Raw genomic sequence first — 20,165 nt, forward strand, 5'->3', positions numbered from 1 at the left:
AACTAGGCCGGGCGGTAGCGCTGCGTGGCCGCTGCGTCCAGAAGCCCGGACTGCAGCAGTGCCTCCCACACAAATCGCTGCACGGGTTGTGAACGAAAGAATCCGGTGTGGCCACCGCGGTACCAGACGATTTCCGGTTTGCCCCAATGCTCCCAGAGCCGCGTGACCTGCCGGCGTGGATGAACCACACGGTCGGCGATGCCGGCGTAGATGAAGCGGCCCCGCATGGGCACGAGCGGAGTCAGCGACAGCGGCGACACCATGCGCCCAATGGGCTCGGCCAATTCCATTGTCTGACGGCGAGGGTCGTCGGGCCCCAGACCGGAGTGGCGCCCGAGCAATTCGACCAGGTCAGCCACGGGTACGCCGAGTATCGCGCAGGTGAGGCCCTTGTCGAGGCTGGCGACCAGCGACGCGACATAGCCGCCGAGTGACAGGCTGTTCAAGCCGATCAGAGATTCGGGCTCCTGCAACCGAATCCAGGACAACAGCCGGCGGATATCCCACACCGCCTGGGCGGTCGCATGCACGTCGTCGAGCACATCCTCCCCCGGGAACACCGCCCCCTTTGGCAGGCCATGCGAGCGCGGCCCGTGCATCGGGAGGACCGGCATCACGACGTTGAGTCCGAGTTCATCGTGCAGTTTCCACGATCTGAACAGAGCGAGATCGAGTGCGGCACGACCCATTTCGGTTCCATGAACGCACACCAGCCAGGGACGTGGTTCCGGGTGGCGCAACAGCAACGCGTACTCGCGGTTGTTCGCGCTGTAGCTCAGCCAGCGTTGCGCGCCGGGCTCGCCCGCATGTGGTGCGTATCCGCTGCCGAAGAAGGTGCGGTGGAAGGAACGTCTGCGATCTTTGACCTTTCGAATCTCGACGTCGCTAAGCTCGGGCGGCTTCCCGAAGAAGCCCTGTGGCTTGTCCAGCCATCCCTTGTTCCCATAGAACGCGACTGCGTCGGTCACCTCGCGCGTGATGCGCGCGAAATCCTCCGGCCGGCTGACCGGTCGGCGTGCCTTGAGGCCCATCAAGACGATCTCGTCGCGAAAGGCTTGCGCCGCCAAGGCAATGGTGGGCCGGGCGATCGGAAGTTCGTCCGGCCCACCAAGGTAGTCGCGCCACGACCGGGTGATGTACTGCCCGGTGTGCACGAAGGGAGTGATGGCTCCACCCAAGGCGCCGGCGGGTGCGCCTCGCGCAAGCACGCCACGCTGGTGTGCGTCGTCTTCGGTGGGCATCGCCATGGCGGCACGCTAACACCTTGTCGAGCGGCGCGTTAGGGACCTACGGCCCGTTACACATCGCGAAAATCTCGCTGGGACAAAGGACTTTAGTCACTCGTGCCGGTCCGCGGAACGTCGTAGCGTCGGGGTGCACGCGAGAGGACTAGATGAGGGCGCTGGCCGGGCGGTTGCAGATCACCAACTGCCCGGCCACCGCGTATTCAACCGACGGCCCGGGAACTCTCGACCCGTTTGCGGAGGCGGGCCGCCAGTGCCGCGGCACGATCCAGGTCGTGATCATTGGGCCGGTCCCGGTTGATCCCGCCGATGAATCCGAACGGCCCCACCGTGTCGAATCCCCGGCTGGAAAACGAACCGATCACCTCGAAGCCCTTCGCCTCGAGCATCTTCCGTATCGGCTTGTGATAGCCCAACAATGGAATCTCCCGGGCACCGCTGGTGAAGAACGTGAAGGCCGAGACACGGTCCGCGCGTGGCACGTGGCGTATCAGGCTGCGCAGCCTGGGATCCACTGCCATGTAGTAGATGCCGGATCCGAAACCCACTAGGTCGTATCCGCCCAGCGTCGCGGGGTCGACCGACTCGGGTGTGACCACCTCGCATTCGAGCACCTGCGCCATCCGATCGGCGATGCGGCGGGTATTGCCGTGTGATTTCGAGGAGCACACGATCAGTGCCTTCATGGATGGACTCCTTTCTGCGGAATTCCATGCTGCGTCCCGCCCCGGGCATCCGGTAAAGGCGCAAAGGCACGAAGGACCCGGGGCGTTGGTCACTTGTCGGATGAGGGCAACCAGACCACGGGACTAAAGGCCCACACCAAAGGGCTAACGGCTCTGGCCGACCGCGCTCGCCCTTCATACGGTTGACCAACAGTAAAGGCCAGACAAACAGCGAAGGTATGCCATGCGATCCGAACGCCTCAGACGGCTGGTGAAGGCGGAAGGTCCTTTCGCCTCGGTGTATTTCGACGACTCACACGACACGGCCGGTGCTGTCGAGCAACTCGAAGCGAAGTGGCGCGATATCCGCAGAGACCTCGAAGACATGGGGGCGGGAACGGCGCTTCTCGGCACTCTCGAGGGTGTGGTGCTGCACCACCGCCCCGCGGTGGGCCGGCGCGGCCGAGCTCTGATCGCGACCAGTGATCGGGTGCTGGTCGACGAACAGCTCAGCAGCCCTCCCCCGAGCACGGTGGTTCGCTTCTCGGCGTACCCGTACATCTTGCCCCTGGTCACCGGTGAGATGCGGCGACCGGTTTACGTGTTCGCCGCGGTCGACCACACCGGCGCCGATGTCAGCCTGCACGAGGGCGAGACTGTCCGATCCACCAGCATCGAAGGTGCGGGCCGCCCGGCGCATAAGCCGGCGACCGCGGGCTGGAACGGGTACGGCGATCTCCAGCACGCGACCGACGAAGCCGTCCGGATGAACTGCCGCGCGATCGCCGATCACTTGACCCGGTTGGTGGACGACGCGGATCCCGAGGTCATTTTCATCAGCGGAGCGGTACCCGCCCGGGCGGATCTGCTTGCCGAGTTACCACAGCGAGTGGCCGAGCGGGTCTCGCAGTTGCCCGGCGGTGCCCGCAAAGGCCGTGCCGGCGAAGACGAGATCGACGACGTGACCACGGCGGAGTTCGCTCGGCGTCGCGGCCTCGAATTGACCGCCATCGCCGATCGCTTCGAATCCGAGATCGGGCGCGGCTCCGGCTTGGCGGCGCAAGGGCTCGGCGCGGTGTGCGAGGCGTTGCGTGCCGGCGACGTCGATACCCTGATCGTCGGTGAGCTGGGTGACACCACTGTGGTCACCGGCCACGCGCTGACCACCATCGCGCCGGATTCCGATGTGTTGTCCGAACTCGGCGAACCCGCCGAGCGCATCGCACGAGCCGATGAGGCGTTGCCCTTCGCCGCGATCGCCGTTGGCGCATCGTTGACCCGGGCCAACGATCTGATCGCACCCGCCGACGGGATTGCCGCCTTGTTGCGGTATGCCGCCAACGAACGCCTGTCCAGTCAGCAACCGTAGGAGCGGGGGCGATCACCATGATAGACAAGGAAATCCGGGTGGCCGTCGGGCCGGCATCGGTGGTCGGGCAGCTCACCATCCCCTCACACCCCAAGGGTGTCGTGGTGTTCGCGCATGGCAGCGGCAGCAGTAGACACAGCCCTCGTAATCGCTATGTCGCCGACGTCCTCAACAGGGCGGGGTTGGCCACGGTGCTTTTCGACCTGCTGACGCCCGAGGAAGAAGGTGATCGGGCCAACGTCTTCGACATCGGATTGCTCACGCGCCGATTGATCCACGTCACGGCGTGGCTGGCCGCGCAACCCGATACCGCGTCATTGCCGGTGGGTTACTTCGGCGCCAGCACCGGGGCGGGCGCCGCGCTGGCGGCGGCCGCTCATCCCGGTATCAAGGTCGCGGCGGTGGTGTCGCGCGGCGGGCGGCCCGATCTGGCGAACGGATTACTTCGCAAAGTGGAAGCTCCGACCCTATTGATAGTCGGTGGGCGCGACGAGACGGTTCTCGAGCTGAACCGGCAGGCGCAGGCGGCGATCCCAGCCGAGTGTGAAGTCGCCGTGGTTTCCGGTGCCACCCACCTGTTCGAGGAGCCGGGCACACTTGAACAGGTGGCCGCTTTGGCGCGCGACTGGTTCCTCGGCCACCTCGATCCGGCGGCGCCCGAGAATTTCACGAAATAGCCTGGCGAACAGCCGCTCTCGTGGTGTGCTGCGCATTGCTTTGAAAGCGGCGGTCCCGGAAGGGGTAGGAGGAGTCCGGGACCGCCGCGGCTTTCAACCCACCGGCAGGCGCAGAGATGCAGGCGCGTGACCGGTTCGTGGGTACTGGCCTGGATATCGATTGACGCCAAGGCGAACAGCTGATTCGCCAAGTCGGACAGTGCCCGGGCAATGGCGAGTTCGTCGCCGATCCGAGCCACCGGCTCGTCCGCCGGATCGAGTCGTGCCCAACCGACACCGACGAACTTCTGACCCGACCAGGACAGACGCGCCTTCGCCCGGGTGCGCTCCTCGCGTTCCTCACGGGTCTCCCTATCCTGCCGTCCGATTCGCCCACGTTGGCGCATCGTTGATCGATGTATTAGATGCGACCATCGCGGGGCAGGTACGAAGTAGGGGCGGAAGTCCCTACTCCCGGAGTCGTTTGTAGGTTGCGCGACGCGCCACTGCGCGATGTTGAACTTAATCGACATTCTCGTTCGTATTAATCAACAATTTCCCTGACATATATCGAGGTACCCCTAGGGTATGTGCAGTGTCCGACCCCTCGACGTCCACCGGGTACACGCACGCCTCGCGCGGCCGGCGGGCGTCGCATCACGCGGGCGACGACCGAGAGAAGGCAATTCTGGCCACCGCGGAGCGGCTCCTGGAAGAGCGGCCGCTGGCCGACTTCTCTGTCGACGATCTGGCGAAAGGCGCGGGCATCTCCCGCCCCATCTTCTACTTCTATTTCCGGTCGAAGAACGCGGTGCTGCTGTCGTTGCTGGACCAGATGAACACCAAGGCACACGCGGCCCTCAAGTCGCTGCGGGCCACGCTGTCCGGCGACCCGGCGACGCTGTGGCGCAACCGGATCGAGGCGTTCTTCGAGGTGTCGGGATCCCACCGCGCGGTCGCGGTGGCCGGTGCGGCGGCCAAGTCCACCAACCCCGAGGTCCGGCACGTGTGGGCGACGCTGATGCAGAAATGGATCACGTTCACCACCACCGCGATCAAGGCCGAACGTGAGCGGGGCGCCGCACCGGACACCATCGCGGCCGAGGATCTGTCCATCGCGCTGAACATGTTGAGCGAGCGGGTGATGGCCGCCACGTTCACCACCGAGGAACCGGCGATCCGCGAGGACCGGGTGATCGACACCCTGGTGCACATCTGGCTGGCCAGCATCTACGAGGACGGCAACGCCTCGGCCGGGCACGCCACGCTGGCGCTACGGGATACCGTGGCCTCGCTTGCCGACTACCCGCTCGGCACGACGTAGGCTCTCGTCGATCAACCGGTCGACGGCGCCGAAATAGGTTGGCGACGAAGGCTTTCCGGCTAGGTCGGCGATCGCCCGTTGCTCACCGAGCACCTCTGCCGCCCCGAGGTTCTCGGCCATCCGCGCGGCGTGCACCCGCAGCCCGGCCAGCAGCTCGCCGCACTGGGAGCCCGCAATCACGGTCCGCCGGGCCAGGGTCCGCAGCGTGTCCCACTCGGCATGCCACGCGCCGTCGGGACGTTCGTCGTTGGCCAGCGCCGCCGCGGTGTGCAGGGCAGCCGCCAGCTGCGGTGTGGATAGCGCGGTCCGCCGGATCATGATGGACAGCACCGGATTGCGCTTGTGCGGCATCGACGACGAGCCGCCACGCCGATCGGCGGCCGGCTCGCTCAGCTCGCCGATCTCGGGACGAGCCAGCGTGACGACGTCCGACGCGATCCGGCCCCAGCCGTCGGTGCAGCCGAGGAAGGCGTCGGCCGCGGCGGTAATCGGCGTCCGGGTGGTGTGCCATGGCGTCCGCACATGCAGGCCTAAAGTTGCTGCCGCAGTGTGCATTACCCGTTCGGCAACTTCCGTCGGGTCGCCCGCGCGGGTGAGCAGCGTCGCGAGTTCGGTGGTGGCCGACCATGTTCCGACGGCACCACCCAGCTGGATCGGGGTGACCAGACCGCTAAGCCGTTCGTACGCGTCGACGACGCCGTCGCACCACCGGGCCGCCTTGGCGCCGAACGTGCTGGGCGCGGCGTGCTGGGTGAGCGTACGGGCCACCATCGGGGTGCCCCGATGCAGGTTCGCGAGCGAGGTCAGTGCCGAAACCTGTTCGCGTAGCTGTGTTCTCAGCTCGTCGGCGACGGCACGCACGCCCAGCATCAGCGCGGTGTCCACGACGTCCTGGCTGGTGAGCCCGCGGTGGATCCACGGGCGGATGCCGGGCGTGGCCCGCTGGCGCAGCAGCTCGACCACACCGACGATCGGGTTGCCGCTGTCCTCGGCGCCCAGCGCGAGCGCTGCCACGTCCTCGTGGCCCACCAGCCGCGACAGGTCGGCGTCGGCCGGCGCCAGGCCCGCGGCAGCCAGGGCGCCCAGCCAGGCGGATTCCACCGCCACCATCGAGCCCAGCAGCGCGCGATCGGTCATGTGCTCGCCGGCGCGGTGATCGCCGGGCCACAACAGATTGGTCATCCCCCGGCATCCCGGTACGCCAGAAACACGGTCTCGCGCGGACCCTGCAGGTGAATGTCGAACCGGTAATCGGCTCGGCTTTCGGCCACGCACAATAGGGTTGCCCGCCGGCCGGCGTCGAGGGTCCCCAACACCGGGTCGAGTTGCGCGCCGGGCAGATAGGCGCGGGTGAACAGCCCGTCCAGCAGTCCGCGAGCGAAGACGACGAGGGCGAAGAACGGCGGGCTCGCGATGGTCGTGAAGCAATAGCTCCCGGCGGCGTCCGTTGCGGCCCTGCCCCATCCGGCGTCGGCCTGCCAGAGTTCGACGACCGCGTCCGGGACCGGCTCGCCGGCCCCGTCGAAAACCGTGCCGCGCAGCCGGATCGCCGCGGGGTCGTCGACCAGGTGGGTGCGGCACGGCAGCCCGAGATCGAGGAACGGACCGACGGTTTGCCCAGGGGTGCAAGCCAATTCAGTCATATCCGGAACCGCCGGCCAGCACGATGTCCCATCGATACCCGGTCGCGAACTCCGGCTCGGTGAGCCCGTGGTCGTAGTCGGCGATCAACCGTTGGCGCGCGGCGGGATCCAGCACCGACTGGAAGATCGGGTCCAGGCCGAACAACGGGTCGCCCGGGAAGTACATCTGGGTGACCAGGCGCTGGGTGAATGCCGTGCCGAATAGCGAGAAATGGATATGCGCCGGGCGCCAGGCGTTGTGGTGATTGCGCCACGGATAGGGGCCGGGCTTGACGGTCACGAATCGGTACGTTCCGTCGGGCCCGGTCAGGCAGCGGCCGGCCCCGACGAAGTTCGGGTCCAGCGGAGCGGGATGCTGGTCGCGCTGGTGACGGTAGCGGCCGCCGGCGTTGGCCTGCCAGATCTCCATCAGCTGGCCGGCCAGCGGTCGCCCCGACTGGTCGAGCAGGCGCCCGGCCACGACGATGCGCTCGCCGATCGGTTCGCCGGGATGGCCGGCCGTCAGGTCGGCGTCGAGGGGATCGACCTCACGCTCGCCGAAACACGGCGCGCAGCGCTCGAGGTCGTCGGGATCCACCAGCAGCAGGGGTTGTTTCGGGTGGCGCAGCGCGCTGCTGCGGTACGGCGGATAGTCCAGCCGGGGCCGCGGGTCCGTACCGCCGGCGTGCCGAGCCGCGAGTTCGGCGATCTCCGCCGTGATGTCCCCCTGCGACGCGACGCGCTCCGGTGCGGCCCTCACGAACCGTGAGGCTACCCGCCTAATTGACCAGCCCGGGCATTCTGCAAGATTCTACTAAGCGGAATTTATTTCTGTAAAACAGAGCAACGGGGTGCTGGTGGCAGAGAACGGCCTGTTCGAGAATGTGCGCCGCGGCATGATCCCCGCGCACATCTACAACGACGACGAACTGTTCGCGCTCGAGAAAGAGCGCCTGTTCAGCCGGGCGTGGACGTTCGTGGGCCACGAATCGGAGATCCCGCAGGACGGCGACTACGTGGTGCGCCGAGTCCTCGACGATTCGTTCATCCTGACCCGCGACGCCGACGGCGAGGACGACCGCACGCGGCGCCGAGTTCGGCGCGTCGCCGTTTCCGAAACCGGGAATGGCCCACTTCGACGAGGACAAGTACTCGCTGAGCCAGCGGGTCGCGCGGATGGGCACCGAACATGTGTGGGCCGAGGATCCGCCGTCGCGGCTGCGCCACTTCATCACCAACGTGCGCACCTTCGAAGACGACAATCCCGGGCACCTGGTGGTCGAGTCGGCGGAGCTGCTATTCCGCAGCCGCGGCGACGTCAACGAGAGCGCGCTGCTGTCATGCGGTCGCGAAGACGTGCTGCGCTGGTGCGATGATCGGTGGAAACTCGCCCGGCGCACGATCAATGCCGACGAGTCGGTGTTGCGGATGCAGAACCTGGCGGTGTTCCTGTGAATGACGAACTCGAGCGGCTGATGGCGGGTGCGGTCGGCGAACCGCTCACGGTGGCAAACGAATTCACCGAGATCGTGATGCAGCGGGTCGACACCCGCAACGGAGCGCGACTGCTGATCCGCGCACCCAGAACGGGACGGTGGATCAGCCTGGACGCACTAGAGGTGGAGGCGCTGACGTGGCAGAACCCTCGAACGCTGGCGGCGATGGTGGGGAACTCGGGGGCGCCGCTGCTCCCCGATCCGCAGTGACCGCCTGGTTGCACGGCAAACGTGCATTGGTCGTGGGCGGCGGATCCGGAATCGGGCAGGCCGTCATCGACGCCTTCCTCGCCGAAGGCGCCAGAGTTGCTGTCCTGGAACGCGATCGGCAGAAGTGTGACGCGCTGTCCACGCAGCTGCCCGATGTTCGGGTGGTTGAAGGGGACGCGATCACCAGCGAGGCCAACCAGCGCGCCGTCACCGCGGCGGTCGATTCGTTCGGCGGGCTGGACATCCTGGTCAACTGCGTCGGAGTGTTCGACTTCTACCGGGGCGTGGCCGATCTCGACACCGACAGTCTCGCGGCCGCGTTCGACGAGATGTTTCACACCAACGTGCTGAGCCATTTGCAGTCCGTCAAGGCTGCGGTGCCCGCGCTGCGAAACGGGACCGAGCCGTCGATCGTCCTGACCGAGTCCGCGTCGTCGTACTACCCCGGCCGCGGTGGCGTGCTGTACGTGTCGTCGAAGTTCGCCGTGCGCGGGCTGGTGGCGTCGCTGGCTCACGAGCTCGCGCCTGCGATCCGGGTCAACGGCGTGGCGCCCGGCGGCACCCTCAACACCGACCTGCGCGGCCTGAACAGCCTGGGGCTCAACGACACCCGGCTCGACGACTACCCGAACCGGGCACGTGACGTCGCCGCCCGCACCCCGTTGAATGTCGCGCTGTCCGGGCCCGACCACGCGTGGTCGTTCGTGTTCTTGGCCTCCAGCCGGTCCCGCGGGATCACCGGTGAAACCATCCACCCCGACGGAGGGTTCGGTATCAGCACACCGAAGGCCAAACCACGATAACCGGCGAGCTGGACGGTCAGCGGACCCTGGTCGCCCTGGGCTGCCGGGTGGCCGCGGCCCGCGGCCTGGTCGACGGGATGCTCGGCCACCTGAGCCTGCGCGTCGACGACCATCACCTGCTGGTGCGCTGCCGCAGCGAATCCGATACCGGCGTGGCCAACACCGTGCCCGGCGACATCCGCCTGATCCGATTAGACGGCAGCGCCGGCGCCAGTGGCGAACTCGAGGGGTACCACGTTCCCAACGAACTGCCCATCCACGTCGAGACCATGCTCGCCGACGCGCAGCACCGGGCCGTCGCGCACCTGCACCCTCCGGCCGTCGTCGCCGCGGATCTGGCCGGCATCACGATCCGGCCGATCTACGGGGCCTACGATATTCCCGGCGCCTGGCTCGCGCGCGGCGGCGTGCCGGTTTACCAACGCGCCGTGCTGATCCGCACCAACGCGCTGGGCAAGGAGATGGTGACCGCGATGCGGGGGCGGCCGGTGGCGATCCTCCGCGGGCATGGAATCACTAGTGCCGCAACCACTGTGCAGCAGGCCGTGCTGCAGGCGATCAGCCTCGACGCGCTGGCCCGGATGTCGTTGCGGGTGCTGTCGGCCGGCGGCACGCTGCACGACATCGACGACGCCGACTGGGAGGATCTGCCCGATCTGGGGCCGGCCTTCACCGCCGAGGCGGCCTGGCGGCATGAGGTCGCCCGGTTGCGGGCCGACTGACGTCAAGGTCACAAGTTCGCATCTGCTGGCGACACTCGACCGTTACGAACGGGATTGGCGCGGCGGCCGACTTAGCCTTTGCAGGTGACCGAACTGGACCGCCGGCGATTCCTGGTCGCGCTCGCCGCCACCGTCGCCGTCACGGGTATCTCGTTGTCGTCGGCGAACGGGACGAAGGAGACCGTGGCCCGCGCCGACGCTCTCGGACCCGCGCCCAACCCGGTCGCCCCGGCACCGCCCAAACTGTTGCCGCCGCCGGGACCGGCCGCGCGTGTCGCACTGCCCGGCGGTTCGGTGCTCAAACAGCTTCCCGGCAACGGCGATCTGCTAGCGTGGACCGTCGACGACGGGGTCGACACCGATGTGGTGCGGGCCTACACCCAATTCGCCAAGGACTCCGGCGTGCGGCTGACCTATTTTGTCACCGGAGTCTTCAAGTCCTGGACGGAGAATGCCGCGCTGCTTCGCCCGCTCGTGGACTCCGGGCAGATCCAACTGGCCAACCACACCTGGACGCATCCGGACCTGACGAAACTGTCGCCCAAGCAGATCGCCGACGAGCTGAAGAGCACCGACGCATTCCTGCACGACACGTATGGCGTGGACGCCGCACCATACTTCCGGCCGCCGTACGGCCACCACAACGCCGTGGTCGATGCGGTGGCCGCCGATCTGGGCTACCAGGTGCCCACGCTGTGGAATGGCGACTTACGCGATTCGGCGCTGCTTCCCGAAGACCAGATCGTCAAGCTCGCCGACCAGTACTTCACGCCGGAGAACATCGTGATCGGCCATCTCAACCACGCACCGGTCACCCGGGTGTACGGGCAGTTGGTGGAGATCATCCGGGACCGCAAGCTGCGAACAGTCACACTCAACGATGTTTTCCTGCGCCCGGAAATCCCGTACCGGACACCGAGTTTCGCTAACTAGGCAGCGGACTCAGCTCAGCTGGTCGCCAATCTCCTTGGCTGCCTTGACAAGTACGGCCGCCACCGCCGGGTGCCGCGCGCCGTCGAGGCGGTGCCGCGGCGCGGCCGCATTGAGCGCAAGCCGCAGTCCCGGAGCGCGGGTCGGTATGGGTACCGCGACCGAGGCGACGCCTTCCTCGCTCTCCTCCTCGTTGATGGCGTAGCCCCGGTCGCGGATGCGGGCGAGCTCGTCCTCCAACTCGGCGCGGCTGCCGATCGAGCGCGCGGTGATGCGCTCGAGTTGCTGGTCGGGCAGCAGCGCATCCAATTCCGGCGGCGACAGCTGGGCCAGCATGACCTTGCCCGTCGAGGTGCAGTGCGCCGGCATCGTGCGCCCCAACCGGGAGGCCACCCGGACGGCAGCCGGGCCCTCGACCGCGGCGACGAAGCGGACGTTGGCGCCGTCGAGCATCCCGATGTGCGTGGTTTCCCGGAGCTGCGCGGACAGACCGCGCAGGACCGGCGCGGCGGAGCCCTGAATGTCGATGCGGCCGAAGATCGCAAAAGCCACACCGGTGAGCGACGGACCGGGCAGGTAGGCCTTGGACACCGGGTCTTGCCGGACGAAACCGCGATAGGTCAGCATCGCCAGCAGCCGGTGTGCGGTGGACGATGCCACGCCCAGATAGCGAGTCGCCTCGCTCAGCCGGATCTGAGGCTGCTCGCCCAGCAGGAGCAGCAGCTTGAGCGCGTTGTCGACCGATTCGATCGGGTACTGCGGCACAAGCGAATCGGTGGCCGGCTCGTTCGCGGCCCGCTGCTGCTTCTTCGGCACGAATTCACGGTACTCAGCTGGCGCGGGCTGCACGACTCACAGCACGCTCAGAACCGCGGAGCCGAGCAGTCCCGCCGCGACGACCACACCCGTCGCCGTCACGATGGCCTTCCAGCCGAAACTGCGGGCGACCATGGCGACGCCGGGGACACTGATCGCGGGAAGCGTGATCAGCAGTGCACCAAGCGGGCCCGACGAAACGCCGAGCAGCGCCAGGCTCTGCAGGATGGGTATCTCCCCTGCCGTCGGAATGACGAGGAGGGTGCCGACGATCGCCGCCAGCACGACGATCAGCAGGCCTCGGTGCGGAGGCTGAGTCAGGGTCACCAACCAGCCGCGAAACGCCCCGACGACCAGCACCATGATCGCGTACTCCGGCAGCAGGACTAGGCATAAGCAGAGCAGTGAGCGCACGAATCTGCTTGCAGTTCAGCCGGATTCATTGGCAGGTGGCGCGATCGCCGTCGGCGCGGGTTGCCCGGACGCGCCGGTGACCAGTCCCACCGCCACCGCAACGCCGATCACCGTCACGACTCCGACGACCGCCCTGGTCAGCGTCCATTGCCAGGGGGCGACGAAGAACAGGAAAGCCAGTACCGCCGGATTCAGTAGCGGATTCCCGAGCCAGTAGGCGATAGCCGCGGTGCGCGTGACGCCGTTGCGCCGCAACGTGACAGCGATCGGAGCGGCGCAGCATGTGCACATCATCGAGGGCATGCTCGCGACTCCTCCGGCCAGCGCGCTCGACACCAAACCCCGGCGATTCAACAGCCGCGGCGGCGTACGCGTGAAAGAAGGTCGTGGCCGCATGCCAGGTCGGACCGTCGCCCGCCCGCACGCCACCGACCGCGAGGATGTTCGACCCCGACCAGTGACGAGTCCGCTGCGCCGTCAAGGCTTTGGCGAGATACGGCGTCCACTTCGCCCAGAGCAGCCCCAGCACGAACACACCCAGCGTGACGAGAACGCCGATCGTGACGCCCCGCCGCGGAGTCCAAGTCGATTCAGACATCTTGTGCAGCTTGATCTTTCGCCCACCGGTAGTCGGCCTTGCCGGATGGTGACCGTTGCAGACGATCGCGGAAGACCACCGCCTTCGGCAGTTTGTAGCGCGCGACATGGCGGGCCGCCTCGGCGATGATGCTGTCCGCCATTTGTTTTTCGGACGCCTTTTCTCCGTCGGCCAGCGCGACGATGGCGACGACTTCGTTACCCCACCGGGCGCTGGGCCGGCTCGTCACCACCACGTCGTACACCGCCGGGTGTTCGGCGATCGCGGCCTCGACCTCCTCGGCGAAGATCTTCTCGCCCCCCGAATTGATCGTGACCGAGTCGCGACCCAGCAGCTCGATCTCGCCGTCGGCGAACCAACGGGCACGATCGCCGGGCACCGAATGCCGGATCCCGTCGATCATCGGGAATGTCCGCGCGGTCTTCTCCGGGTCGCCGAGGTAGCCCAGCGGTATCAGGCCCTGCTGGGCCAGCCAGCCGATCTCGTCGTCGCCCGGGGTGAGGATCCGGGTCAGGTCCTCGCTGACCACCACCGCGCCCGGGTTCGGCGCGAAGCGGCCGGATGCGCTCTGCGCGCGGCTGCACGCCTGCATCATCTGGGCTCCGGATTCCGAGGCGCCACCCGCGTCCAGGATGGTCAGGTGGGGCAGCAGGTCCAGGAAACGCTGCTTGAGCGGTGCGCTGAGCGCCGCGCCGCCGGTGATCAGCAGCAGCAGCCCGGACAGGTCGTAATCCCCGGACTCGAGCGCGTCGAGCAGGGGCCGCCCGAAGGCGTCGCCGACGAAGGACATCGACATCACCCGTTCGCGGCTGGCCAGCGCCAACGCCTCGGCCGGATCGAAGTGGGTGGTCGTCGCCGCCATCACGAACGGCCGGCCGCCACACAGGCTGATGAAGGACGCCCACTGCGCCGCGCCGTGCATCAACGGCGCGCAGGTCATCGAGCCGGGTCCCGGCAGCCGCGACCGCTCGACGATGTCCTCGATGCTGGTCACCGTCTCGCCGCCGAACGGCGGCCGTCCGCCCATCGCGTTCATATAGATGTCGTGCTGGCGCCACAGCACTGCCTTGGGCATCCCGGTGGTGCCGCCGGTGTAGAGCACATAAAGATCGTCGGGCGACAGCGCGAGATCGAGGGGCTCGTCGGATAGCCCCCCCGTCGTGAGAAGCCAGCAGTTCCTCGTACCGCACCGCCCCGGGCAACGGATCGTTGCCGGACTCGTCGTCGACGTGGATCAGCCGCATCGGCGGCAGCTGGGTTGTCTCCAACGCCTCGGCCAGGGTCGGGGCGAACCGCGCCTGATACATCACGGCTTCCGCGCCGGCATTGCCCAGCAGATAGACCAATTCGTCGGCGACGTAACGATAGTTCACGTTGAACGGGGCGACCCGCGCCAGGTATGCGCCCAGCATGCCCTCGAGGTATTCGTTGCAGTTGGCCATGTACAGCCCGAGATGACTTTGCCCGGATTCGTGCGGAGCCAGTTCGTCACGTTCCCGGCGGGCGCCCAGTCCCCACGAGTGCAGCGCTTGCGCGAGCCGCCGGGCGCGTTCGGCAGTTTGCGAGTAGGTGAATCGTCGGTGTCCAAACACAATGCAGTCGCGATCCGGATTTGCGGCCGCGACCGCCGAGAACACTTGGGCGAGATTGAATTCCACTGACTCTCCTCACACCGACAGGCCCGGCGACAGTCACGCTACGCCAGCGTTTCGCGGCCGACGTCGCGCCTCGGGATTCGAATCGGGTTTACTCTCGGCATCGTGTACGGAGCTGCGCGGGCCGGATACTCCAGATACGTCGCCCTCGGCGACAGTCAGACCGAAGGTCTGTGGGACGGTGACGAAACCACCGGTCTCGTGGGATTCGCCGATCGGCTCGCCGTGATGCTCGACACCCTCTACCCCGGCTTGCAATACGCCAACCTCGCCGTCCGGGGTAAAAAACTGGGCGATGTGCTCACCGAGCAGATTCCGCCGATGCTGGCGATGAAGCCGGATCTGATCACCATCTGCGTCGGGATGAACGACGTCATCCAGCCCGGCCGACAGTTCCCCCGGGCGCTGGCCGAGCTCGACTACGTCTATGCGGCGCTGGCCAGATCGGGCGCAACGGTGGTGACGACGACGTTCCCGAACGTCGCGCAATTCCTGCCGTTCGGCCGCATCGTGTCCAAACGGCTGGCCCGGATGAACAACGCGATCACAGTCGCCGCCGGCCGCTACGGGTTCAAGCTCGTCGATCTGTACAACGCGGCCTCGATGCGCGATTGGGACACCTGGAGCTTCGACCGGGTGCACGCCTCGCCCAAAGGCCATATCCTATTCGCCGCTGCCGCCGCCGAGGCCCTCAATTTGCCTGACAGCAGCCATGATTGGGCCGCAGCGCACCCGAATCCAACGCAGCTGTCCATTGCCGCGGGCGCCTACGGGCGGCTGCGCTGGACGCAAGACAACTTCTTCCCCTGGCTCTGGCGGCGCATGCGCGGGCTGTCCGCGGCCGACGGGCGCTTCCCCAAACGCCCCGAACTGGGACCCGTGAGCATGCCGCACGCCGCGCCCATCGACGACATTGCGGTACCGGGTCGCCAACAGTCAGGCATCCTTGACCCATGAACGTCGAGGCTTTGCTGCAGTCCATCCCGCCGCTGGCGGTCTACCTCGTGGTCGGCGGTGTGGTCGGCGTGGAAAGCCTGGGCATACCGCTACCCGGTGAGATCGTTCTGGTCAGCGCGGCACTGATGTCGTCTCATCACCACCTTGCTGTGAACCCGGTCGGTGTCGGCGTCGCGGCCGTGATCGGGGCGGTGATCGGCGATTCGATCGGCTACTCGATCGGGCGGCGCTTCGGCATGGGACTCTTCGACAAGCTGGGCCAGCGGTTTCCCAAGCACTTCGGCCCCGGGCACGTCATGCTGGCCGAGCGCCTGTTCGACCGCTGGGGAATCCGGGCGGTGTTCTTCGGTCGCTTCATCGCACTGCTGCGGATCTTTGCCGGGCCGCTGGCCGGCGCGTTGAAGATGCACTACAAGCGGTTCCTGGCCGCCAACGTGTCCGGCGCCATCTGCTGGGCGGGCGGCACGACCGCGCTGGTCTATTTCGCTGGGATGGCCGCCGAACGATGGCTGGAACGGTTCTCCTGGATCGCGCTTGTGATCGCGATCATCGTCGGCCTGATCGCCGCAATCCTGCTGCGCGAACGTACATCCCGCGCGATCGCCGAACTCGAGGCCGAACACGCCGCGCAACACGGAAGCGCCGCCGCCGACCCGGCGTGATCAGCCGGCCGCCTCCCCGATCTCGGCGACGGTCGCCGGCCGGTGTTGCTCGATCAGCGGTACGGCCATCTTCTGCGCGCGTCGGGCCGCGTCCAGGTCGCCCACGGCCGCGAGAATGATGGCCCCCTTCATCAGGATGTGCCATGACGAGGCGAAGTCCTCGACGTCGGTGAGCCCCGCCGCCAGCGCCCGGCGGCGCACGATGTCGCGGACGTGGTCGATGTGGGCGATACAAGCCTGTCCGGCGGGATGATCGGAACCCAGCTCGAGCAGCACGTTGATGAACGAGCAGCCCTCGTAGCCGTCGCGGAGCTGGAACCACTCGTGCATGACGTCGAAGATCGCCAGCAGTTGTTCCTCGGGCGTGGTGCCGCGCTGCTCGGACTGCGCCTCGATCAACCCGTGCGTCCAGATCTCTTCGCGGCGCTGCAGGACGGCCAATACGAGGTCGTTCTTGGTCGCGAAATGCCGGTACAACGTCGCCTTGGCCACGCCGGCCCGGTCGATCACCTCGTCGGTGCCGACCGCATGAATCCCACGCCGGCTGAACAGCTCATATGCCGCATTCAGTATCCGTTCACGAGCAGACGGAGCAGCCGGCACGACGTCGGAGGTTGCCATATTTCGGCTTACGATACTCTTAACCGCCACAGGTAGACAGACCGCCCTGTCTCGTTATACAAAGGAGATCCGCACTTCGCGGAAGGTTCGTCTTCAGACACCAGGACGGACATCCATCGCGGCGCCAATCGGTGCCGGGTTAGGAGTCCCCCATGACGACGATTATCGAATCCTCGCCCCCTGCCTCGGGCCCGCGCTTGATGCTCAGCACTCGGCTGATCTACGAGCTCGGCGACCCGCACAGCACGCTGCGGGCGACCACCGACCGCCGCGGCACGGCGGTGGTCATCTACGCCGGCGGGGAGATCGATGCCTGCAACGAGGAAACCTGGCGCCGCCTGGTCAGCGAAGCGGCCGGCGTCGTCACCTGCCCCGGGCCTTTGATCGTCGACGTCACCGATCTGGATTTCATCGCCTGCTGCGCGGTCGAGGCGCTGGCCGCCGAAGCAGAGACCCTGCGCCGGCGCGGCGTCGAACTCCGTCTGGTCAGCCCGCAGCGGATCGTCGCCCGCATCGTCGACGCGTGCGGCCTCGGCGGCGTGCTGCCCATCTACCCGACCGCGGACTCCGCCCTGGCTCGCTGATCACGGTTGCCGGGCTGGATGCCTCACGTACCGAGCTTCGGCGTCGAGGAAGAGTTCCTCCTCGTCGACGCCGAGACCGGCGAGCCGGCGCCACGCAATGGGGAGGTCGCCGCGCAGGCCCAGCGCCGGGGCGTGGATCTGCAGCTGGAATTGAGCAGCTGCCAGGTCGAAACCGCCTCCGGTGTGGCCACCGACAGCGCCGCACTCGGTGCTGAACTCGCCCTGCTGCGACGCACCGCGGCGCAGGCCGCCGACGCCAGTGGAGTACGGCTCCTGGCGCTGGGACTGCCGCCGGTCACGCCGCACGAATTCCCCGTCACCGACACCCAACGCTATCGGCAGATCGGTGAGAAGTTCGGAATGGTCGCCCACGAGCAGGGCATCTGCGGATGCCACGTGCACGTCGAGGTACCCGGCCGGGCGGCCGCGATCAAGGTCAGCAACTGGCTGCGGCCGTGGCTGCCGACTTTGCTTGCGCTGTCCGCGAATTCGGCTCTCTATCGCAATACCGACACCGGCTACGCGAGCTGGCGCAGCATCCTGTGGCGGCGCTGGCCCGCCGCCGTTCTTCGCCTCACCGGAGCAGTACGACCACACCGCGCGCATGCTGGTCGACAGCGGGGTGATTCTCGATCGCAAGATGGTCTATTGGGACGTGCGCCCGTCGGCCAACTTGCCGACGGTCGAGGTGCGGGTGGCCGACGTACCGGCGACGGTCGAGGAAACGGTGCTGCTGGCCACCCTGATCCGGGCCGCGGTGATGACGGCGCTGCAGGCCGACGGCCGCGGCGACGACGGCGGGCGGCTACCGCCCGCAATCCTGCGAGCGGCGTACTGGAAGGCAGCCCACGACGGACTGTCCGGACACTTGATCGACTCCGTCGGCAGCGCGGCGCCGGCGCGCCAGAGGTTAGACGAACTGGTGCAGCGGGTCCGCCCGGCGCTCGACGAGCTCGGCGAATACGACCGCGTCACAGCCGAACTCGACCGCATCATGGCGCAGGGCAATGGAGCGATGAGGCAACGGAAGGCCTGGCAACAGCGCGCCGACATGATGGACGTCATCAACCAGGCCGCCGCCGACACCGCGGGTTAGACCGTGACCAGGCGATAGAGGCCGATCAGTCCGACCACGATGATCGTGGCGCGCAATGCATTCGGCGATAACCGTCGTCCGTAGCGCGCGCCCACCCACCCACCGATCAGGGAGCCCACCGCCGCAACGACATTCACCAGCAGCGCCAGCAAATTCTTGGCGGCGTTCATCCGCTGTACCGACTCCGGCAGCAGCGCACCCATCACCCCGACCAACAGGATGCCCTGGGCGGCGGTGAAGTATCCGCCGTACACACCGATGGCAAACGTTCCGAAGACGAGTACCGCCAGCCGGGCCGGCGTCACGTGTTCGGGTGATCGCCCGGCTTCTTCGGCCCGCCGTCGCGCCCACGCCTGAATCCGCGGCCCGACCAGGACCAGCACCAGGGCTAGCACCAGCAGTGCCGGCACAACCTTGGCGAACACCGTCTCGGGCAGGTGCAGTAGCAGGAACGCGCCCACCGCGGCGCCGGCCAGCGACGCCGGGATCTGCCAACGCAACCGATCCCACTGCCCGTTCAGTTCGACGCGGTAGCCCCAGGTGCCCGACACGCTGCCCGCCACCAAACCGACCGCGTTCGACATCGTGGACGTCACCGGCGGATAGCCCAACGCGACCAACGTCGGGAACGTGATCAAGGTCCCCGAACCGACGAGCGCATTGATTGCGCCAGCGGCGAACCCGGCCAGGGCGATCAAAACCATATGCGAATGCGACACTGCCGACGACGATAGTCCGGTGCCGGATTGCGCCGACAATCGGGCAGCTGAGCGGCTTTTCGTCAGGCCGGCGGTGCTTCGGAGCCACGGTCGACGCCGGTGCGCAGCCTGACCGAGGCCGAATACGCGAGGCTGCGGAAGTGCAGCACGGGGTCGTCGGACGGCTCGATGCCGTCGGTGACCCGCATCGGGTCGAATACGACGATGTCGCCGTCGTGTTCGCGCTCGGTGTCGAGACCGGTGATCTCGATGGTGCCGACGGTGACCGTCTCGGCGCTTCGCCACGGCGCCGACGGGTCGATCGTCGAATCCTGCGGCCCGGCGATCTGAACGCGGCAGTCGAACCGGACCGGCCCTTGTGCCAGACGCGCTTTCAGCTCGTCGGTGAGGAAGTCGGGAGCCGCACGGTGGGCGTCGGATCCGGACAGGTAGTGTTCGCCGGCGGCCGGAATCAGATGGTAGCGAACAAATCTGGCGTTGCCGTCGGCGCTGATCCACCGGAATGCGTGCAGGCCGTGGTACTCGATGGTGGCGTAGCTGGCCGGCACCTTGTTGGCGTCGCGCACCACCGGCAACGCGCCGAGCAGCCGGGGATGGGTGACGAAGTACTTCGCCAGCCGCAGCGGCGTAGTCAGGCCGGGCCGCATGGCCTTGAGCAGATCGACGAAGCCTTCGGGCTTGCTGGAGACGAACAGCCGGGCGGTCTGCGTCGACACGTCGGTGGTGGATCCGTCGGGCAGGGTGAACTTCACCGCCATCCCGCGCACCCCGGGCGAGCCGTCGGCCTGTTTCGGGTTTCCGGATCCGTTGGAGAAACGGATCAGCGCGGGAACTTCCGCGCCGTCGAGATGCTTTGCCAGGGAGAGCTCTCCCCCATCGCGGGTAGCGGTGAACGTACCGCGGTACAGCGTGCCTTTCGCGTGTAGCGCCCGAGCGCCGGGTTGGGCTCCCCCGGTGCCGCGAATCGCCTCGATCGCATCGTCAGCGGTGACCATGCGCGAA

20 protein-coding genes and 6 pseudogenes are annotated in these 20,165 nt (G+C 67.3%); 13 read left to right on the top strand and 13 right to left on the bottom strand.

What is annotated here, in order from left to right; all coding sequences use genetic code 11:
* Nucleotides 1-2: 2 nt before the first annotated feature.
* Together G6N54_RS06985 and G6N54_RS06990 are read right to left on the bottom strand one after the other, a co-directional pair.
* Entirely contained in the window at nt 3-1,241 is a 1,239-nt protein-coding gene (locus G6N54_RS06985; RefSeq protein WP_372513166.1) for an alpha/beta hydrolase family protein, read from the bottom strand.
* Between the two features lie 206 nt (nt 1,242-1,447).
* Nucleotides 1,448-1,930 carry a flavodoxin family protein gene (locus G6N54_RS06990; RefSeq protein ID WP_163789252.1) on the bottom strand — a complete coding sequence of 161 codons (483 nt, stop codon included), beginning with the start codon at nt 1,928-1,930 and terminating at the stop codon, nt 1,448-1,450.
* Nucleotides 1,931-2,153: 223 nt separating this feature from the next.
* Between G6N54_RS06990 and G6N54_RS06995 the strand changes: the two genes are divergently transcribed.
* A complete protein-coding gene (locus tag G6N54_RS06995) occupies nt 2,154-3,278 on the top strand; it encodes an Rv2629 family ribosome hibernation factor (protein WP_163789254.1) in 1,125 nt (374 codons plus the stop codon).
* A 23-nt stretch (nt 3,279-3,301) separates the two neighbouring features.
* A pseudogene (locus tag G6N54_RS07000) lies at nt 3,302-3,955 on the top strand (dienelactone hydrolase family protein); the annotation flags it as partial.
* A 116-nt stretch (nt 3,956-4,071) separates the two neighbouring features.
* Here G6N54_RS07000 and G6N54_RS07005 read toward each other — a convergent pair.
* Nucleotides 4,072-4,341: pseudogene (locus G6N54_RS07005) on the bottom strand (dsRBD fold-containing protein); the annotation flags it as partial.
* 188 nt (nt 4,342-4,529) lie between these two features.
* On the opposite strand from G6N54_RS07005, the gene G6N54_RS07010 reads away from it, so the two are divergent.
* Nucleotides 4,530-5,258 carry a TetR/AcrR family transcriptional regulator gene (locus tag G6N54_RS07010; RefSeq protein WP_163789257.1) on the top strand — a complete coding sequence of 243 codons (729 nt, stop codon included), beginning with the start codon at nt 4,530-4,532 and terminating at the stop codon, nt 5,256-5,258.
* Here G6N54_RS07010 and G6N54_RS07015 read toward each other — a convergent pair.
* From G6N54_RS07015 to pcaH, 3 genes are read right to left on the bottom strand one after another with little or no spacing between them, the layout of a single operon-like run.
* Nucleotides 5,208-6,440 carry a lyase family protein gene (locus G6N54_RS07015; RefSeq protein ID WP_163789258.1) on the bottom strand — a complete coding sequence of 411 codons (1,233 nt, stop codon included), beginning with the start codon at nt 6,438-6,440 and terminating at the stop codon, nt 5,208-5,210. The two genes, G6N54_RS07010 and G6N54_RS07015, sit on opposite strands and share 51 nt — an antisense overlap.
* On the bottom strand, nt 6,437-6,901 hold the full coding sequence (locus tag G6N54_RS07020; protein ID WP_163789260.1) for a peptidase associated/transthyretin-like domain-containing protein: 465 nt from the start codon (nt 6,899-6,901) through the stop codon (nt 6,437-6,439). Before G6N54_RS07020 ends, G6N54_RS07015 begins: the two co-directional genes overlap by 4 nt.
* Entirely contained in the window at nt 6,894-7,640 is a 747-nt protein-coding gene (gene pcaH, locus G6N54_RS07025; protein WP_163789262.1) for a protocatechuate 3,4-dioxygenase subunit beta, read from the bottom strand. Before pcaH ends, G6N54_RS07020 begins: the two co-directional genes overlap by 8 nt.
* A 136-nt stretch (nt 7,641-7,776) precedes the next feature.
* Between pcaH and G6N54_RS07030 the strand changes: the two are divergent.
* The 6 genes and pseudogenes from G6N54_RS07030 to G6N54_RS07055 form a co-directional block, all read left to right on the top strand.
* Nucleotides 7,777-7,953: pseudogene (locus G6N54_RS07030) on the top strand (aromatic ring-hydroxylating dioxygenase subunit alpha); the annotation flags it as partial.
* Nucleotides 7,943-8,335, top strand: a pseudogene (locus tag G6N54_RS07035) (3-phenylpropionate/cinnamic acid dioxygenase subunit beta); the annotation flags it as partial. The pseudogenes G6N54_RS07030 and G6N54_RS07035, both read left to right, overlap by 11 nt.
* Nucleotides 8,336-8,355: 20 nt before the next feature.
* A complete protein-coding gene (locus G6N54_RS07040; protein ID WP_163794563.1) occupies nt 8,356-8,586 on the top strand; it encodes a dihydrodiol dehydrogenase in 231 nt (76 codons plus the stop codon).
* The gene (gene hcaB / locus G6N54_RS07045; protein WP_163789264.1) at nt 8,583-9,389 is read left to right on the top strand and encodes a 3-(cis-5,6-dihydroxycyclohexa-1,3-dien-1-yl)propanoate dehydrogenase; all 807 of its coding nucleotides are present in this window, start codon (nt 8,583-8,585) and stop codon (nt 9,387-9,389) included. The genes G6N54_RS07040 and hcaB overlap by 4 nt, the downstream gene beginning before the upstream one ends.
* A complete protein-coding gene (locus G6N54_RS07050) occupies nt 9,386-10,111 on the top strand; it encodes a class II aldolase/adducin family protein (RefSeq protein ID WP_163794564.1) in 726 nt (241 codons plus the stop codon). The genes hcaB and G6N54_RS07050 overlap by 4 nt, the downstream gene beginning before the upstream one ends.
* 93 nt (nt 10,112-10,204) lie before the next feature.
* Nucleotides 10,205-11,044 carry a polysaccharide deacetylase family protein gene (locus G6N54_RS07055; RefSeq protein ID WP_163794565.1) on the top strand — a complete coding sequence of 280 codons (840 nt, stop codon included), beginning with the start codon at nt 10,205-10,207 and terminating at the stop codon, nt 11,042-11,044.
* A 9-nt stretch (nt 11,045-11,053) separates the two neighbouring features.
* Here the strand turns inward: G6N54_RS07055 and G6N54_RS07060 are convergent, their stop codons facing one another.
* The 4 genes and pseudogenes from G6N54_RS07060 to G6N54_RS07070 all read right to left on the bottom strand — a co-directional run bounded on the left by G6N54_RS07060 (nt 11,054) and on the right by G6N54_RS07070 (nt 14,527).
* Nucleotides 11,054-11,857 carry an IclR family transcriptional regulator gene (locus G6N54_RS07060; RefSeq protein WP_163789265.1) on the bottom strand — a complete coding sequence of 268 codons (804 nt, stop codon included), beginning with the start codon at nt 11,855-11,857 and terminating at the stop codon, nt 11,054-11,056.
* Between the two features lie 36 nt (nt 11,858-11,893).
* Entirely contained in the window at nt 11,894-12,271 is a 378-nt protein-coding gene (locus G6N54_RS30320; protein ID WP_232073456.1) for a permease, read from the bottom strand.
* 15 nt (nt 12,272-12,286) lie between these two features.
* On the bottom strand, nt 12,287-12,574 hold the full coding sequence (locus G6N54_RS30325) for a hypothetical protein (protein ID WP_232073458.1): 288 nt from the start codon (nt 12,572-12,574) through the stop codon (nt 12,287-12,289).
* Between the two features lie 287 nt (nt 12,575-12,861).
* A pseudogene (locus G6N54_RS07070) lies at nt 12,862-14,527 on the bottom strand (acyl-CoA synthetase).
* A gap of 102 nt (nt 14,528-14,629) precedes the next feature.
* Between G6N54_RS07070 and G6N54_RS07075 the strand changes: the two are divergent.
* Nucleotides 14,630-15,481, top strand: a complete 852-nt coding sequence (locus G6N54_RS07075; RefSeq protein ID WP_163789267.1) for an SGNH/GDSL hydrolase family protein — start codon at nt 14,630-14,632, stop codon at nt 15,479-15,481.
* The gene (locus G6N54_RS07080; RefSeq protein WP_163789269.1) at nt 15,478-16,143 is read left to right on the top strand and encodes a DedA family protein; all 666 of its coding nucleotides are present in this window, start codon (nt 15,478-15,480) and stop codon (nt 16,141-16,143) included. Before G6N54_RS07075 ends, G6N54_RS07080 begins: the two co-directional genes overlap by 4 nt.
* On the opposite strand, the gene G6N54_RS07085 is transcribed toward G6N54_RS07080, so the two are convergent.
* The gene (locus tag G6N54_RS07085; RefSeq protein ID WP_163789271.1) at nt 16,144-16,764 is read right to left on the bottom strand and encodes a TetR/AcrR family transcriptional regulator; all 621 of its coding nucleotides are present in this window, start codon (nt 16,762-16,764) and stop codon (nt 16,144-16,146) included.
* Between the two features lie 200 nt (nt 16,765-16,964).
* Here G6N54_RS07085 and G6N54_RS07090 point away from each other — a divergent pair, with 200 nt between their 5' ends.
* A complete protein-coding gene (locus tag G6N54_RS07090) occupies nt 16,965-17,348 on the top strand; it encodes an anti-sigma factor antagonist (protein WP_163794566.1) in 384 nt (127 codons plus the stop codon).
* A gap of 18 nt (nt 17,349-17,366) precedes the next feature.
* Nucleotides 17,367-18,444 (top strand): annotated as a pseudogene (locus tag G6N54_RS07095) (glutamate--cysteine ligase).
* Here G6N54_RS07095 and G6N54_RS07100 read toward each other — a convergent pair.
* Nucleotides 18,441-19,163 (bottom strand): sulfite exporter TauE/SafE family protein, encoded by a 723-nt coding sequence (locus tag G6N54_RS07100; protein ID WP_163789273.1) that lies wholly within the window; start codon nt 19,161-19,163, stop codon nt 18,441-18,443. The pseudogene G6N54_RS07095 and the gene G6N54_RS07100 overlap by 4 nt on opposite strands.
* Before the next feature lie 62 nt (nt 19,164-19,225).
* The gene (locus tag G6N54_RS07105) at nt 19,226-20,158 is read right to left on the bottom strand and encodes a catalase family peroxidase (RefSeq protein ID WP_163789274.1); all 933 of its coding nucleotides are present in this window, start codon (nt 20,156-20,158) and stop codon (nt 19,226-19,228) included.
* Nucleotides 20,159-20,165: the final 7 nt, after the last annotated feature.

The organism is Mycobacterium stomatepiae (genome assembly GCF_010731715.1).
GTDB classification, from domain to species: domain Bacteria; phylum Actinomycetota; class Actinomycetes; order Mycobacteriales; family Mycobacteriaceae; genus Mycobacterium; species Mycobacterium stomatepiae.